Source organism: Paenarthrobacter sp. NPDC090517, from assembly GCF_044769165.1.
Lineage (GTDB): Bacteria > Actinomycetota > Actinomycetes > Actinomycetales > Micrococcaceae > Arthrobacter.
In genome coordinates, this window is the sequence record NZ_JBIVXN010000001.1 from 42,168 (window position 1) to 56,897 (window position 14,730).

The window sequence follows — 14,730 nt, forward strand, 5'->3', positions numbered from 1 at the left end:
CATGGCACCGCAACACGAGGTAATCATCATCGGCGGCGGCAATGCAGGTGTGTCACTGGCTGCCCGCTTGAAGCGATATGGCCTCAAGGACATCGCCCTCATCGAGCCCAAGGAGCATCACCTGTACCAGCCCTTGTTCTCGCATATCGCGGGTGGCTGTGCCCAGGTCAAAGAAGCAGTCCGAAGCCAGGAGTCCGTGACGCCCAAAGGCGTCACGTGGATCAAGGACAGGGCGGTCACGGTGGATGCAGATGCTAACTCAGTGACGCTGGCGTCCGGTTCCACAGTGACCTACGGACACCTTGTGGTGTGCCCTGGGCTGCAGTACAACTGGGATGCCGTGCCCGGGCTGGCCGAGGCGGTGCAATCACCGTACGGTTCTTCTCATTACGAGTTCGAGCTTGCGCCGAAACTCTGGACCCTCTTGAGCGCTATGAAATCGGGCACCGTCATTTTCACCATGCCTTCGGGACCTGTGAAATGCGGTGGAGCCAGCCAGAAACCGATGTATTTGGCCTGTGACTACTGGAAAGAGCAAGGCGTCCTGGAGAACATCCGGGTTGTCATGGTCCAGCCTTATCCCACAGTTTTCGGTATTCCCGAAATAGATCGGGAGCTTGACCGTAAGATTGCCGAGTACGGAATCGAACTGAGGACAAACAGCGAACTGGTCGCCGTGAATCCCGCTGCACGTACGGCCACTATCCGGAACTACGCGGACAACACGTCAGAAGACTTGGCCTACGATGTCCTCAACGCCGTTCCGCCCCAGTCTGCGCCCGAATGGCTCAAAACCACGACCCTGCCAGCCGACGGGGACCAGCACGGTTTCGTGGAGGTGGACACGCAAACGTTGCGCCACCCCAGGTACCCCAATGTCTGGTCACTGGGCGACGCTGCAGGAACCACTAACTCCAAAGCCGGCGGGGCGCTGCGCAAGCAGACCAAGGTTCTGGCGAGAAACTTGTTGTCGGCCCGCAAAGGCGAAACGCTCAGCCAGAAGTACAACGGATACTCCGTATGTCCGTTCACCGTTTCGCGGAGCACAGTGGTATTCGCCGAGTTCGACCCCCAATACCGGCCCATGCCGACCATCCCAAAGGTTCCCACATGGAAAGAAAGCCGGCTCTCCTGGTGGGTCGACCGCGATATGTTTCCGCAGGTTTACTGGCACCTGATCCTCAAAGGCCGGGCGTAGGAGACGCAAAGGGACCGGTCCGGCAAACGGCCTGACCGGTCCCCTTGTTCTAAATCCCATGTTGTGAACCTAGGCGGGTTGAATGTTCTCCGCCTGCGGACCTTTGGGGCCCTGCGTAATGTCGAATTGCACCTTCTGGTTCTCCTCCAGCGAACGGTATCCGCTCGACGTAATCGCTGAGTAGTGAGCAAACACGTCAGGGCCTCCATCGTCCGGGGCGATGAATCCGAAACCCTTTTCAGCGTTAAACCACTTAACTGTTCCTGTTGCCATGCCTTTATTTCCTTCACCCGGTCGCTGGTCGGTCCCGCTGGTCGGTTTGCCGTCCCTGCCACTCACGATACGAGCCTATGGGCCGGTTCCGCTTGGGGCAACACATTTGCGGAGACGCGTAGGCGTCGGTGGGAAGAACGTCCGACGGCGGGAGGCCGACGTCGTTTGCTTGTTGCCTTCGCCAGGGCTGCTTCAGGGCAGCCGGGCCGCGTCACGCTTTGGGTGGGAGCAGAGCACGGTCCGCTGCTTCTGCGCGGCCTAGTGCGCGAAGGGCCAGCAGCGGAAACAGGAGTACCGAGAGCATCCCCGCGCCTATGAGGGCTGAGGAAATTCCACTGCTGATGAACCCATGCTCGCGGCCAATGGTTGTCACGGCAACGATGATTGGCAAAGCTGTGGCACCGAACAGCATGAGGGCCCGTTTGTCTGCTCGGGTGGAGCCAGGAGGCGCAGCGAGCAAAGACGGGAGGCCGCGGATGATCAGCAACAGGGCAAGGAACAGCGGGACCATGGCCAGCGTCAGGGGATTGGATGTCAGGGCGCCCAGATCGAAGTCAATGCCGGTATCGATGAAGAAGATGGGCACCAGGAAGCCAAAGGCGACGGCATCGATCTTCGTCTCTATGACGTTCCGGTCTACTTCAGGAGCGCGCGCGATGGTGACCTTCCAGAGGACCCCGGCGGCGAAGGCACCGAGCAGCATATCGAGTCCCAGGATCATGCTGAGCACTACCAGCCCGCTAAGAATCAACAGGATGGAACGCATGGCGAATTGGCTGCTCGTATGCAGTGTGGCAGTGACTTGGGCATGGAATAACGTGTGCCGTGCCTGGGAAGCGAAGTAAATTGCCACACCAGTCAGGAGAACGAAGCCGAGCAGGACTCCTGATGCGATGCCGAGCTGTTTCCCACTGAAGAACAATGAGATGGCAATTAGCGGACCGAACTCGCCCGCCGCGCCCAAGGCAGTTACCGCGATACCAACCGGTGACTTGGCGGCGCCGGCGTCCCGAAGGATGGGCAGCAGCGCGCCCAAAGCCGTGGAGCACAAGGCAACTCCGATAATCACGGCCGCTTCCGGTGAAGGGACCAGGACGAAACCCGCCCCTATACCTGCGGCCAAGGAAATGAGCCAGCCTGCGGACGCGCGGTAAATGGGTCGGCCTCGGATCGCCGTGAAATCGATCTCGTTGCCGGCCACGAAGAACAACATGGCCAGCCCGAAGTCGGCCAATGTATCGGTGAATGCGGTGGACTGCACCCACCCCAGGAGGCTGGGGCCGAACAGGATGCCAAGAAGAATTTCAAAGACTACGATCGGCACTTTGATCCAACGGTCAAGGAGCCGGGTGGCAAGCGGTGCCACGACAGCCAGGACGGCGATGAGGACCAGTGACGTGGACAAGCCTTGCATCGGCAGTGCCTCCGGTACCTTGGCTGTTTCAAGGAAAAGTACTCCAAAGCTACCGCCACCACTCTCGCTGCGCCAGAAGTCCTGCGTCGAAAGTCCTGGGGCCCTCGAACCAGCGGTTCAGGGTTCCGCGAGCAACCCGCCAAGCAGCATACTGATCGAGGAAGGCGCCACAGCTCCCGCGGCATTCGGCAGGGGGCATGAGAAGGAGCACATGATGGGAATCCTCACCGCTAATCTGTTCATTACGCTCGACGGCGTCTACCAGGCACCGGGGGGCCCGGAAGAAGACAGGGAGGGTGGCTTCGAATTCGGAGGCTGGCAGGGAGCATATTTTGACGACGAGACAGGCGAAGCCATCGGGGCGGGGATTGACCGCATGGACGCCTTGTTGCTTGGGCGAAAAACCTATGACATCTTCGCGGGGTTCTGGCCGCATCAGAAGGACCACATCGGCGAGACGTTCAACGCCTTGCCAAAGTTTGTTGTCTCAGGAACTTTGACCCGCCCGGAATGGGAAGGCACCACGGCACTTGCCGGGGTATCGGAGCTGGCTGAATTGAAGGAGCGGTTCCTGGATATCCACATGTTCGGCAGCGGACACCTTATTCGCTCGCTGCTGGAGGCCGACCTTCTCGATCGACTGAACCTCTTCCTTTACCCGCTCACGTTCGGCTCGGGAAAGCGGTTGTTTACCGATGGCTCGGGAGTCCCGGCGGCTTTTCGTTTTGCGCAACCACCTCGGGCGTTCCCGAAGGGAGCGGTGTTGCTTTCCTACGAGCGTGCCGGTGCGCCGATTACGGGCATCACCATCGGCCAGGACTAGCTGCATCTCCAGGTTCCAGACAGCGTCAGGAAGCTGGTCTGCCGGACCATTCCTTGCCCGCCCACGGGTCATAATCTGCGATGAGCTTCTCTTGGGGCGGGCGCCTGTCTTCAGGGATGTGCTGAAGGTTTACCCGCACCCGATACCAAAGGGAACTTGAGCCCCGCATCCCGTCGACAAGGACGTCGGCAGGGTGCAGCAGGGAAACCAGGTCAGCGTGCCGGGCTTTCCATTCATCGAGAGCTGCCTCGGCCTCGGGCTTGGTCTTGGTGCGGGCCACCTCGATCAGCGGCATCGTTGACATCCGGCGACCCGAGCCGTCGCCGCTCCTGGGCGCCTTCTCGGCTGGGCCAAGCTCGGCAGCCAGGGAAAGGAGTCCATCCAGCGAGCCGGCCGCGTCGTCGATTCCCGCGTGGGGGTCCCCCAGATCCGAAAAACGATGGGGTACTGAGCGGACTGTGAACTGCTCCGGCCGGGCGGAGCGCACCTCCTCCCAAGTGAGCGGGGTAGAGACGCGGGCATCGGGCCGGGAACGGACAGAGTAAGCCGAAGCTACGGTGCGGTCCTTGGCGTTCTGGTTGAAGTCAACGAATACGCTCTCCCCACGCTCCTCCTTCCACCATTTGGCAGTTGCCAGCCCCGGAGCACGGTTTTCCACCTCGCGGGCAAGGGTCTCGGCGGCGAGCCGCACATCGCGGTAAGACCACTGCGGTGCTATTCGGACCAGGATATGGAGCCCCCGGGAGCCGCTTGTCTTTGGCCACCCCACCAACCCGACATCATCCAGGACATCCTGCGCAACGTAGGCGGTGTCCACAATCCGGGACCAGTCGACGCCGGGCATAGGGTCCAAATCCACCCGCAGTTCGTCCGGGTGGTCAAGGTCCTCCGCACGGACAGGGTGCGGATTGAGGTCCAGGCATCCGAGATTCACCACCCACGCCAAACCTGCAGCATCGCGGATCACCGTCTCCTCGGCGGAGGTGCCGGACGAGTAGTGGAGAGTGGCTGTGTCAATGAAGTCAGGATGGTTTTCAGGGACGCGCTTCTGGAAGAACGGTTCGGCGTCGATGCCCTTGGGAAAGCGCTTGAGCACCATGGGACGGCCGCCAGCGCCGCGTAGCGCCCCCTCAGCCACTGCGAGGTAGTACTTCACCAGATCGAGCTTCGTCAGCCCTGGCTCGGGAAACACCACCTTGTCCGGGTTGGAGATGCGGACCTCATTGCCGGCAATCTCGAGGATCTCGGCCGGAGACTTCGACGGGTTCATGCGGCCACGCTAGCAAGCAACAGCCCTCCCAGCCAGAGCCAGGCTGGAGAAAAGCATTAAACTCCGTTCGGCAAAAACCAGAATTCTGCAAATGGCTTTAAAAATATAAGTTGGTATGGTGTTGTCATAACCAAGAACCAAGGAGCAAAAAATGTCGGGAAAATCGCCAAGCAGTGCCAAGTCGAAGAAGTCAGGGAAGACCATTACCGAAAAGAGGGCCGAAAAGAGGGCGAAGGCTGAAGGTAGTGAAAACCTCTTTTCGAAACCCCGGAAAAACCAGCGGTAGGTAGGCCGCGTAGCAATAGGAGTGGAAATCACACCAATGCAGCAGCTCATTACTGCGCTCATTATTCCTGCGCGCCTCAGTGAGTGTATTCGGATGGAGAGAATCGAGCCCGTCATGACAATTCAGCAGTCTCTCGTGGGAGGAAATGTTGAAGCAATAACGGGTCGGGGTTGGCACGTTCTCCTGAATGACCAAGCAATGCACATTCCTTTGCCCCTCAACCCGCGGGCCGAGGTCTTGATCCGCGAGGCAGGCACTCCAATGGAAAGCACCGTCAGTGGCACTGCCGTTTTCCTCGGTCACGGGACCAGCGGTCGCGATGAGAATGTCCCATGTCATCTGTTGAGCCTGGCAGAGCGCCTGTTCGAGACGCGGCTGGCAGCTTAAGCAGAAGGAGTTCACAGGTGGGGACGGGGCGGGCCGACTATATTGGCCCTGTCAGCCCAACACCACCATTGAGGGAGCCTGCACACTATGGCCAAGGAACTTGCCACCCAACTCATCGAACAACTCCAGGCTGCGGGAGTGCAGCGGATCTACGGAATCGTTGGCGACAGCCTTAACCCAATCGTGGACGCTGTCCGGCAAACTGGAGGCTCCACGAAGGGAGGCATCGACTGGATCCATGTCCGCCATGAGGAGGCGGCCGCATTTGCTGCCGCTGCAGAGGCGCAGTTGACAGGAAAATTAGCGGTCTGCGCGGGCTCATGCGGTCCCGGCAATCTGCACCTGATCAACGGGTTGTACGACGCCAACCGCACCGGAGCCCCGGTGCTTGCCATCGCGTCGCACATTCCCAGTAAGCAGATTGGCAGCGGCTTCTTCCAGGAAACGCATCCCGACCGGCTTTTCAACGAGTGCTCCGTGTATTCGGAGATGATCAGTACGGCCGAGCAAGCACCGCGGGTCATGCACAGCGCCATACAGAACGCAGTTGGCCTTGGGGGAGTTGCGGTTGTTACGCTTCCGGGCGACATCGCCGGGCTTGAAGCTGTGGCACCAACCCCTGCGCCGGCCACCTTCCGTCCGGCGGCCCTGGTGCCCGATCCAGCCAGCGTCCGGGAACTCGCTGATGCCATAAACGACGCCGGTAAGGTGGCTATTTTCGCCGGTGCCGGCGTCGAAGGCTCGCATGACGAACTGATCGCCCTGGCAGAATTGATAAACGCACCAATAGGCCACTCCCTGAGGGGCAAGGACTTCGTCCAGTACGACAACCCTTTTGACATCGGAATGACCGGGCTGCTCGGTTATGGAGCGGCAGCCGAGGGTATTGAAGACGCGGATCTGCTGATCCTGCTCGGCACTGATTTTCCCTACGACCAGTTCCTGCCGGACACCCGCACGGCCCAGGTTGACAGGGCCGCACAGCGGCTGGGGAGGCGGACCGACGTCGACATCGCAGTCCATGGCGACGTACGCCCCACCTTGACAGCTTTGCTGCCTTTGGTGACGCCGAAGAAGAGCCGACGTTTCCTTGACCAGATGCTGAAGAAGCATGACCGCCTGATGAACAAAGCCGTGGGCGCCTACACGCGCAAAGTAGAGAAAAAGCAGCCCATCCACCCCGAATACGCGGCCTCGCTCCTGGACCAGGTTGCAGCGGACGACGCGATCTTTACGGCCGACACCGGCATGTGCAACGTTTGGACAGCGCGTTACATCAACCCGCTGGGCACCCGTCGGCTGATCGGCTCGTTCCTCCACGGATCCATGGCGAACGCCCTTCCGCACGCCATTGGCGCGCAAGTGGCCTATCCCGGGCGACAGGTGATTTCCGTGTCGGGCGACGGTGGCCTATCCATGCTGATGGGCGAGCTCATCACAGTGGCCGCGCACAAGCTACCCGTGAATGTGGTGGTGTTCAACAACTCCACGCTCGGCATGGTCAAGCTCGAAATGTTGGTAGACGGGCTGCCCGACTTCGGAGTGGACGTTCCGGACGCCAACTACGCAGAGGTGGCCAAAGCCCTGGGGTTCCACTCCGTGCGCGTCACGGATCCGGCGGACATCGAGGCAGCGTACCGGGCAGCTTTTGCGCACCCCGGCCCATCCTTGGTGGAGCTCATCACCGACCCCAATGCCCTGTCCATCCCGCCGAAAATTTCGGGGTCGCAGGTTATTGGATTCGCTACGGCCATGTCCAAGGTGGTTCTTAACCGCGGCGCCGGGGAGGCTGTCAGCATGGCGCGAAGCAACCTGCGGAACATTCCTCGGCGGTAGTTACCGCCGCCGGGTAGCAGCATCGAGGTAGGGCGCTGTCCGGCTCGTTTGGGAACGCGCGACGACGGCTGGCGGGCCTGCGACCATGATCTCGCCGCCGGCGTCGCCACCGCCGGGACCCAAATCGATCACCCAATCAGCGCCTGCCACGACATCCATCTCATGTTCCACCACGATGACCGTGTTGCCTGCATCCACTAGCTTTTGCAACTGGGCCATCAGGAGTTGAACGTCGGCAGGGTGCAGGCCAGTGGTGGGCTCATCCAGTAGATACAGGGTGTGGCCGCGTTGGATGCGCTGCAGTTCGGTGGCGAGCTTGATGCGCTGTGCTTCGCCGCCTGAAAGCTCAGTGGCGGGCTGACCCAGGCGAAGGTAGCCCAAGCCCACCTCGCGAAGGGTTTGGAGGCTGCGGGCAACGCCGGGAAGATCGGACAGGAATTCGGCAGCCGCGTTCACGGTCATGCCCAGGACGTCGGCAATATTGTGTCCACGGTAAGTGACTTCCAGGGTTTCGGGGTTGAACCGCGAACCGTGGCATTCGGGGCAGGGCCCGTAACTCCCGGGGAGGAACAGTAGTTCCACTGCCACGAACCCTTCTCCCTGGCAGGTTTCGCAACGGCCGCCGGCCACGTTGAACGAGAACCGGCCAGCCCCGAAGCCACGGGAACGGGCTGCATCAGTGGCTGCGAATTCCTTCCGGACTCCGTCGAAGAGCCCGGTGTAGGTGGCCAGGTTGGAGCGCGGGGTCCGCCCGATGGGCTTCTGGTCCACCTTGACGAGCCGGTCGAGCTGGTGGAGCCCGGATACCAAGCCCACAGTGTTCGCCGCGTGCGGCGCTTCTGCTTCCGGATGCAGCTCGGCACCCACCACCTCGGCGAGAACCTGACTGACCAAAGTGGACTTACCCGAGCCGGACACGCCAGTGACCGCTGTCAGCACGCCTAATGGGAAGTCGGCCTTCACGTCGCGAAGGTTGTGCCTGTTGATGTTCTGAAGCTTGAGCCACTCCTTTGGCTGGCGGGGCGCTTTTGGAGGACGGATCTCTTTTGGTGGGCGGGCGTTGTCGCTGTCAGGGAACAGGAATGGCCGCGTGATGGAATCCTGAACGTCAGCAAGTCCGGCCACGGGACCGCTGAAGAGGACCTGGCCACCGCCATCGCCGGCGCGGGGTCCGACATCGACCAGCCAATCGGCTGCCCTGACGAAATCCATGTTGTGCTCCACCACGAATACCGAGTTGCCTGAGCCCTTGAGCTGGTCGAGCACTGCGAGGAGCGGCTCGGCATCAGCCGGGTGAAGTCCTGCAGATGGTTCATCAAGCACGTAAATGACGCCGAAAAGCCCGGAACGCAGCTGTGTGGCGATCCTGAGGCGCTGCATCTCGCCGGGAGAGAGCGTCGGTGTTGAACGACCCAGCGCGAGGTAACCCAGGCCCAGATCCAAAAGTACCGTGACCCGGCTCAGAAGGTCTCGGGTGATGGCGACGGCTACCTCGTTGGTTTCGCCGGAGGTCTCAGTCCGTGAGGCTGTGCCGGCCGCCGTCAATTCCGTGGTGGGGCGGATGATGTTGGCCAAGTCGGTCATCGGCAGCGCATTGAGCTCAGCGATGGTCTTGCCAGCGAACGTGACGGCAAGGGCTTCCGGGCGGAGCCCGCTGCCGCCACACTGCGGGCAGCGTCCAGTTTCCATGAAGCGCAGCACCCTGTCACGCATCGTGGTGCTTTTGGAGTCGGCCAAGGTGTGAAGCACATAGCTTTTGGCGCTCCAGAACCGGCCCTTGTAGGGCTTGGCTACGCGGTCCCGTTGCGGCGTCACTTCCACAACGGGCTGCTCCTCGGTGAAGAGAATCCAATCGCGGTCCTTCTTCGGTAGCTTTCGCCAGGGGGTGTCGACGTCGTAACCAAGATGTGTGAGGATGTCGCGGAGATTTTTGCCTTGCCAGGCGCCTGGCCACGCGGCGATGGCACCGTCCCGGATGCTGAGGGACGGGTCGGGAACCAGGGACGCCTCAGTGACCGTGTGGGCGACACCCAGCCCGTGACACTCAGGGCAAGCGCCGGCAGAAGTGTTGGGGGAGAAGGCGTCGGAGTCCAATTGCCCGGCCCCCTCCGAGTAACTCCCGGCACGTGAGAAGAGCATTCGCAGGGAATTGGACAGCGTGGTCAGTGTGCCAACGCTGGAACGGGCGGTTGCCGTGCCCCGGCGCTGTTGGAGGGCGACGGCGGGTGGCAGCCCTGTGATCGCTTCCACCTTGGGATTGTGGCCCTGTTGGATGAGGCGCCGCGCGTAGGGGGCCACGGATTCGAAATAGCGGCGTTGGGCCTCGGCGAAAATGGTGCCGAATGCCAGGGACGATTTTCCGGAGCCCGAAACTCCAGTGAACGCGACGATTGCGTCGCGGGGTACGTCCACATCCACGTTTCGGAGGTTATTCTCGCGGGCTCCGCGGACCCTGACGAACCCGTCCTCAGCGTCGGCAAACCCTGCTGACCCTTGGGTGGAAGCTGGGCGCCGGGCAATTGTCAGTTTGCTGTCCATTGAAATGACTCTATCGGGCGCCAGTAACCCACGCGATTCGTTGTGGCCATGAGGGGATCTTGCCAGCCGGTCCCATAACCTTTTGTTCGGGAGCGTTCGCGCTGCGTTGAAAGTTTCGCTGTGAATCTTTCGCTTGATGGTCTCGTTGGGGGAAGAGTCGTGATCAGAAGAATAGTGTCCGTCTGGTTCCTTGCGGCGGTTTTGGCGGTGGCGTCGTTGGTGCCTGCAATGCCGGCGGAAGCGGGCGTACAGGTCTACAATCCGTGCCAGCGCCTTAGTGCCGGGCAGGTGAAGTTTCCGTCTTATGCGGCCAATCGTGTCACGTTCGCCACTGCGACAGACCGTTCGCAGTCGGCCGTGGTCATCACGGGGTGTGTACGGGCGGGGAGCGGGTACGCGCAGGAGTGGCAAACCACCGGGTTCGCCGGTTCCAAGGGGTTCTCGGCGCAGAACCTGGCGTGGGAAGACACTTGGAAGTCTCCCACCGGAAGCTTCAGTTTCACGGAGGCCTTGGGCCGGTCCAATCCGGGTACAGCTTTGAAGTACTACACGGTGAATCCCAATTCCCGCTGGGGAGGTGAACATGGACCCACCTATAACCAGTATTTCGAGGGGCCGGGCGGCGAATCGGACGAGAACCTTTGGACGTATATGAACCAAGGATTCTATGAGCAAGCCGCGGTGATCAACTGGAACCGATACCCGGATATGCCAACTGTTCAAGGGGCGTCCTATGCGATCTTCTTCCACGCCGGCAACGTCCCGAGCGCTGGCTGCATTTCGACGCACTTGGGGACCGTAACCCAACTCCTGAAGACGAACCGGCCCGGTGACCGCATCATCATGGGCGCCGTGGAGGACGTCTTTACTCCCTACAGCAGCTCACCGTTCGGGGCTATCACCAACAAGTACGCCGCCATCGGCGGGCCTGCCTACGCCGGTGATCCCATCAGCAACGAGATGTATGGCCTCAAAAATGGTGGTGCCGGCCAAGCTTTCCACTACGGCTCCATCTATCACTCGCCACTGTCCGGTACTTTCTTCAGCACCGGAGTGATTCGCGGCAAGTGGGGTTCAACAGGCTTTGAAAACGGATTCCTCGGTTACCCGGCGTCCGATGAGATACGGATGACCCGGGGAGCGTTGGGCCAGGCATATCAGAACGGATCCATCTACTGGGGCGGCAGCACGGGCGTGCACATCAGTATGGGCGCCATTCGTGCTGCATGGGGTTCCACCGGATACGAAAGAGGCTACCTCGGCTACCCAACCACGGACGAGATAACCGGCATGGCCAAGGGCGGCATCGGTCAAGCATACGAAGGTGGTTCCATCTACTTCACGCCCGCAACCGGAGCGCACGTCAGTACTGGCTTGATCCGCCGCAAATGGGCCTCCCTCGGCTACGAGGCGGGCATCCTGGGGTACCCGGTCACCGACGAGATCCGGGGCATGGTGAACGGTGGCGTGGGGCAGGCGTACGAAAACGGTTCCATCTATTACTCGCCTTCCAGTGGCGCACACCTCAGCATGGGTGCGATTCGAAACCTTTGGGCCCAGCACGGGTTCGAGAAAGGCAAGCTCGGTTACCCGATCTCCGATGAGTACGCTTCAGCCGGCGCTGTAGTGCAGGACTACCAGGGAGGTAGCATCCACTGGTTCGGGTCCAGTGGCAAGGTCAGCTTTAGAATCAGCTAGCCCATGTCGCCCTGGAGAAGGCGACGCGTCACCTCTGCCAGCAGCTCGACACCACGGAGCGCATCTTCGTCCTTGGTGTACTCAGCCTCATTGTGCGAGATTCCCTCCACACTGGGAACGAACAGCATCACTGTGGGGACAACGTCTTTCATGTTGGTCGAGTCGTGGCCGGCAACCGTCATGATGTTCGTGTGCGTGAAGCCCAGGCGTTCAGCGCTTGCGATACCAAGGGCAACACCTTCTGGCTGGTAGTCCACCAAGCCCCACTGATGTGTCAGCTCCATGTGGACATCGGTGCGGGATCGGTCACTGGCTTCACCTGCCCATTTCCCCAAAAGATCGACTGCCCGGGCAAGTACCTCTTCGTCCGGGGACCGAAGGTCAAGGTTCATGATGACCTGCCTGGCAATGGTGACGGGGGAATTGGGAAGGACGTACAGTTCGGACACCGAGGTGTGCAATAGGCCGGGCTCAAACTCCGCTGCCAGTTCCCGCGCGGCGGCGATGAGCAGAGCCGCACCGTAGAGGGCGTCCCGGCGATCCTCCATTCGTGTGGCGCCGGTGTGTGACTGGGCTCCGTCGACGGTTACCCGGAACTTGCTTGCAGCCCACGTACGGTCCACCACCCCCACCTGCATGCCGCTTTCTTCAAGGTTCCGGCCCTGTTCGATGTGGATCTCCGCGTAGCGCGCCACCTTGCTGAGAGTGGGCGCGGTACCATCCGGGAAAAGATGCCCATCGGCTAAGGCCTCCGCCACGGTGCTTCCACTGTGATCAGTCGTAGCCAATGCATCCTTGAGCGGAAGCTTGCCGGTAAAGACCGAACTTCCCATCATGCTTGGCGGGAAACGGCTGCCTTCCTCGTTGAACCAATTGACCACGGCAAGGTTGTAGGCGGGGTTCACCTTCCCGGCCCGGGCTTCCGCGGCCACGGTGCTTCCGGCCGTGGCCGCAGCAAGCACCCCATACGCGCCGTCGTACCTTCCAGCCAAAGGCTGGGAGTCAAGGTGGGAGCCAAGCAATACATAAGGAGCTCCCGGAACCAGCTCGATGGTACCGAATTGGTTTCCGGCTTCATCCACCGTCTCGGTGTACCCGTGCCGGCTCAGCCACTGCCCGAACCACCGGCGGGTGCCGTGGTCCTCGGCGGTGCCTGCCTGCCGGTCCACCCCACCACCGTCGGTGGAGCCAAAGGAGGACATTGCCGCGAAGTCATCCAGGAAGTCGGAGTAAGTTTTGCTCATGGTTTTCCTTAGCTGTGAGTGCTGGTGGAAGTGCTCATTGCTGGTTCAAGTTCTTCAGTTCGGACGCGTGGAGGGAACCTGTCCGCACCGAAACGGATTTCCCCGCCCACCATGGTTGCCAGGACCTGGGTGGCTCCAATGGCGGAGGGGACCACTTTGGTGGGATCTTGGTTGAGGAACACCAAGTCAGCCAAGTACCCGGGCGACAAGCGGCCTTTCACGTCCTCGGCGCCCGTAGCTGCAGCCGACCCTGTTGTGTAGGCGGCCAGTGCCTCCGCAGCTGTGATCCTCTCAGCAGGACCGTAGACCTCCCCGGTTGGTGTCAACCTCTCCACGAACGACTGGATGACATCCAGGGGGCGTCCGTTGGAGACAGGCCGGTCGGAGCTGCCAGGCAGAACCACTCCGCGTGTCAGCAGGCTCTTGCCCGGGTAAGACCATAGTGTGCGTTTCGGTCCCAGCAGGCGGGCCATTCCATCGCCGAACTCGGTAATGAAGTGCGGCTGGGGAACCAGAACAATGCCGGCTGCCGCAATCCGGTCCAGCTGCTCCGGGCGGACCACACCCCCGTGCTCGATCCGGTTGGGCATGGCGTTGGGGCCGTAGGTGTCCTGCGCTTCTGTCAGGATGTCAATCGCATGGTCGATTGCGTGGTCGCCAATCGCATGCATCGCAACCGCCCAGCCGGCACTATAGGCCTTGAGTGCTGCTTCGCGCAGCTTCTCCGCGTCCATCTGAAGGTAGCCGTGGTTGTGGGTGCAGCCGACGTATTCTTCGGTGACAAAGGCGGTGCTGCCAAGCAGAGAACCATCGCTGAAGATCTTGACCGGGCCCAACCGGAGCCAATCATCGCCCAGGCCTGTACGTATACCGGTGTCTAGTCCGCTGGTCACGGAATCCGCTGCATGGCCCTGCAACGGGTGCAGGGCATCGAGTACGATCATCGGCTGCATCCTGACACTGAGGAGACCCTTGTCCTTCGCGTTCTGATAGGCCGCGAATTCCTGGGGCGAATGCCCAATCCAGCCGCCTGCAATTCCAGCATCAGTGACGCTCGTGATCCCCTCCGTCAAGTAATGCGAGGTGGCCAGATCGAGGGCACGTTCGATGGTCTCCAGCGGATAGGGCAGCAGGAGGTCCTGGACGAGCCGCATGGCATTTTCTTCCAAAAGTCCTGTGGGCCGGCCATCCATGCCCATGACCACCGCGCCGCCGTCGATCCCGGCTTCAAGGTCAGCGCCTTCGGCCTCAATCAAGTCCAGCGCCACTCCATTGAGCGTGCAGGCGTGGCCTGAGGAGTGCTTGATCCACACAGGTCGCCCGCCTGCGGCGGCGTCCAGCCGGTCGCGGTCCGGCTGCTTGCCGTCGAGAAGGAGTGGGCTGAAACCTGAGGCAACAACCCATTCATCGGTGCCTACCGTGGCTGCAGCTTCCGCGATGACGTCGTAAACCTCTTCCAGGCTTTTCACCGTCCCAAGCCCGGCCTCCAGCAGGCCCAGCCCGAACCACACACTGTGGGCATGAACGTCGTTGAAGCCCGGGACGACCGTGGCGCCTTTGGCGTCGATGGTGCGCGTGGCCCGGGCGGCCATGCCGGCGTCGGGGTCGATATCGAGTATCTTGCCTTCGTGGATCAGCAGGCTCTCCGCTGTGGGGCGCGAGGGATCCTGCGTCAGGATGTGGGCGTTGCGGATCAGGAGGTCTACGAGCATGAATCCTCTTTGATAGGGCCCCGGATTTCCGGAGCGTATGGGGCCGACTTC

Annotated in this window: 12 protein-coding genes; 5 read left to right on the forward strand and 7 right to left on the reverse strand. The window is 61.3% G+C overall.

Annotated features, from left to right (window positions below; all coding sequences use genetic code 11):
• Position 1: 1 nt before the first annotated feature.
• Complete coding sequence (locus ACIQTW_RS00190) at positions 2–1,198, forward strand: NAD(P)/FAD-dependent oxidoreductase (RefSeq protein WP_402932357.1); 1,197 nt, start codon at positions 2–4, stop codon at positions 1,196–1,198.
• A 69-nt stretch (positions 1,199–1,267) separates the two neighbouring features.
• On the opposite strand, the gene ACIQTW_RS00195 is transcribed toward ACIQTW_RS00190, so the two are convergent.
• Entirely contained in the window at positions 1,268–1,471 is a 204-nt protein-coding gene (locus ACIQTW_RS00195; protein WP_014921815.1) for a cold-shock protein, read from the reverse strand.
• A 211-nt stretch (positions 1,472–1,682) separates the two neighbouring features.
• Positions 1,683–2,885 (reverse strand): cation:proton antiporter, encoded by a 1,203-nt coding sequence (locus ACIQTW_RS00200; protein ID WP_402932360.1) that lies wholly within the window; start codon positions 2,883–2,885, stop codon positions 1,683–1,685.
• Positions 2,886–3,099: 214 nt separating this feature from the next.
• Here ACIQTW_RS00200 and ACIQTW_RS00205 point away from each other — a divergent pair, with 214 nt between their 5' ends.
• Positions 3,100–3,708 (forward strand): dihydrofolate reductase family protein, encoded by a 609-nt coding sequence (locus ACIQTW_RS00205; RefSeq protein WP_402932363.1) that lies wholly within the window; start codon positions 3,100–3,102, stop codon positions 3,706–3,708.
• 25 nt (positions 3,709–3,733) lie between these two features.
• Here the strand turns inward: ACIQTW_RS00205 and ligD are convergent, their stop codons facing one another.
• Positions 3,734–4,978, reverse strand: a complete 1,245-nt coding sequence (gene ligD, locus ACIQTW_RS00210) for a non-homologous end-joining DNA ligase (protein WP_402932366.1) — start codon at positions 4,976–4,978, stop codon at positions 3,734–3,736.
• 9 nt (positions 4,979–4,987) lie between these two features.
• Entirely contained in the window at positions 4,988–5,326 is a 339-nt protein-coding gene (locus ACIQTW_RS00215; RefSeq protein WP_402932369.1) for a hypothetical protein, read from the reverse strand.
• 52 nt (positions 5,327–5,378) lie between these two features.
• Between ACIQTW_RS00215 and ACIQTW_RS00220 the strand changes: the two genes are divergently transcribed.
• The gene (locus tag ACIQTW_RS00220) at positions 5,379–5,651 is read left to right on the forward strand and encodes a hypothetical protein (protein WP_402932372.1); all 273 of its coding nucleotides are present in this window, start codon (positions 5,379–5,381) and stop codon (positions 5,649–5,651) included.
• Positions 5,652–5,738: 87 nt separating this feature from the next.
• A complete protein-coding gene (locus ACIQTW_RS00225) occupies positions 5,739–7,487 on the forward strand; it encodes a pyruvate dehydrogenase (protein ID WP_402932375.1) in 1,749 nt (582 codons plus the stop codon).
• Here ACIQTW_RS00225 and uvrA read toward each other — a convergent pair whose 3' ends face one another.
• On the reverse strand, positions 7,488–10,025 hold the full coding sequence (uvrA, locus tag ACIQTW_RS00230) for an excinuclease ABC subunit UvrA (RefSeq protein ID WP_402932378.1): 2,538 nt from the start codon (positions 10,023–10,025) through the stop codon (positions 7,488–7,490). It abuts the gene before it with no gap.
• A gap of 159 nt (positions 10,026–10,184) precedes the next feature.
• Here uvrA and ACIQTW_RS00235 point away from each other — a divergent pair, with 159 nt between their 5' ends.
• Entirely contained in the window at positions 10,185–11,723 is a 1,539-nt protein-coding gene (locus ACIQTW_RS00235; RefSeq protein ID WP_402932381.1) for a hypothetical protein, read from the forward strand.
• On the opposite strand, the gene ACIQTW_RS00240 is transcribed toward ACIQTW_RS00235, so the two are convergent.
• Positions 11,720–12,967 carry a M20 family metallo-hydrolase gene (locus ACIQTW_RS00240; RefSeq protein WP_402932384.1) on the reverse strand — a complete coding sequence of 416 codons (1,248 nt, stop codon included), beginning with the start codon at positions 12,965–12,967 and terminating at the stop codon, positions 11,720–11,722. The genes ACIQTW_RS00235 and ACIQTW_RS00240 overlap by 4 nt on opposite strands.
• Before the next feature lie 8 nt (positions 12,968–12,975).
• Positions 12,976–14,679 (reverse strand): amidohydrolase, encoded by a 1,704-nt coding sequence (locus ACIQTW_RS00245; protein WP_402932387.1) that lies wholly within the window; start codon positions 14,677–14,679, stop codon positions 12,976–12,978.
• Positions 14,680–14,730: the final 51 nt, after the last annotated feature.

Coding starts and splice junctions, on each gene's coding strand:
- ACIQTW_RS00190 (WP_402932357.1), top strand. CDS start 2: ATGGCACCGCAACACGAGGTAATCATCATCGGCGGCGGCAATGCAGGT.
- ACIQTW_RS00195 (WP_014921815.1), bottom strand. CDS start 1,471: ATGGCAACAGGAACAGTTAAGTGGTTTAACGCTGAAAAGGGTTTCGGA.
- ACIQTW_RS00200 (WP_402932360.1), bottom strand. CDS start 2,885: ATGCAAGGCTTGTCCACGTCACTGGTCCTCATCGCCGTCCTGGCTGTC.
- ACIQTW_RS00205 (WP_402932363.1), top strand. CDS start 3,100: ATGGGAATCCTCACCGCTAATCTGTTCATTACGCTCGACGGCGTCTAC.
- ligD (WP_402932366.1), bottom strand. CDS start 4,978: ATGAACCCGTCGAAGTCTCCGGCCGAGATCCTCGAGATTGCCGGCAAT.
- ACIQTW_RS00215 (WP_402932369.1), bottom strand. CDS start 5,326: ATGAGCGCAGTAATGAGCTGCTGCATTGGTGTGATTTCCACTCCTATT.
- ACIQTW_RS00220 (WP_402932372.1), top strand. CDS start 5,379: ATGACAATTCAGCAGTCTCTCGTGGGAGGAAATGTTGAAGCAATAACG.
- ACIQTW_RS00225 (WP_402932375.1), top strand. CDS start 5,739: ATGGCCAAGGAACTTGCCACCCAACTCATCGAACAACTCCAGGCTGCG.
- uvrA (WP_402932378.1), bottom strand. CDS start 10,025: ATGGACAGCAAACTGACAATTGCCCGGCGCCCAGCTTCCACCCAAGGG.
- ACIQTW_RS00240 (WP_402932384.1), bottom strand. CDS start 12,967: ATGAGCAAAACTTACTCCGACTTCCTGGATGACTTCGCGGCAATGTCC.
- ACIQTW_RS00245 (WP_402932387.1), bottom strand. CDS start 14,679: ATGCTCGTAGACCTCCTGATCCGCAACGCCCACATCCTGACGCAGGAT.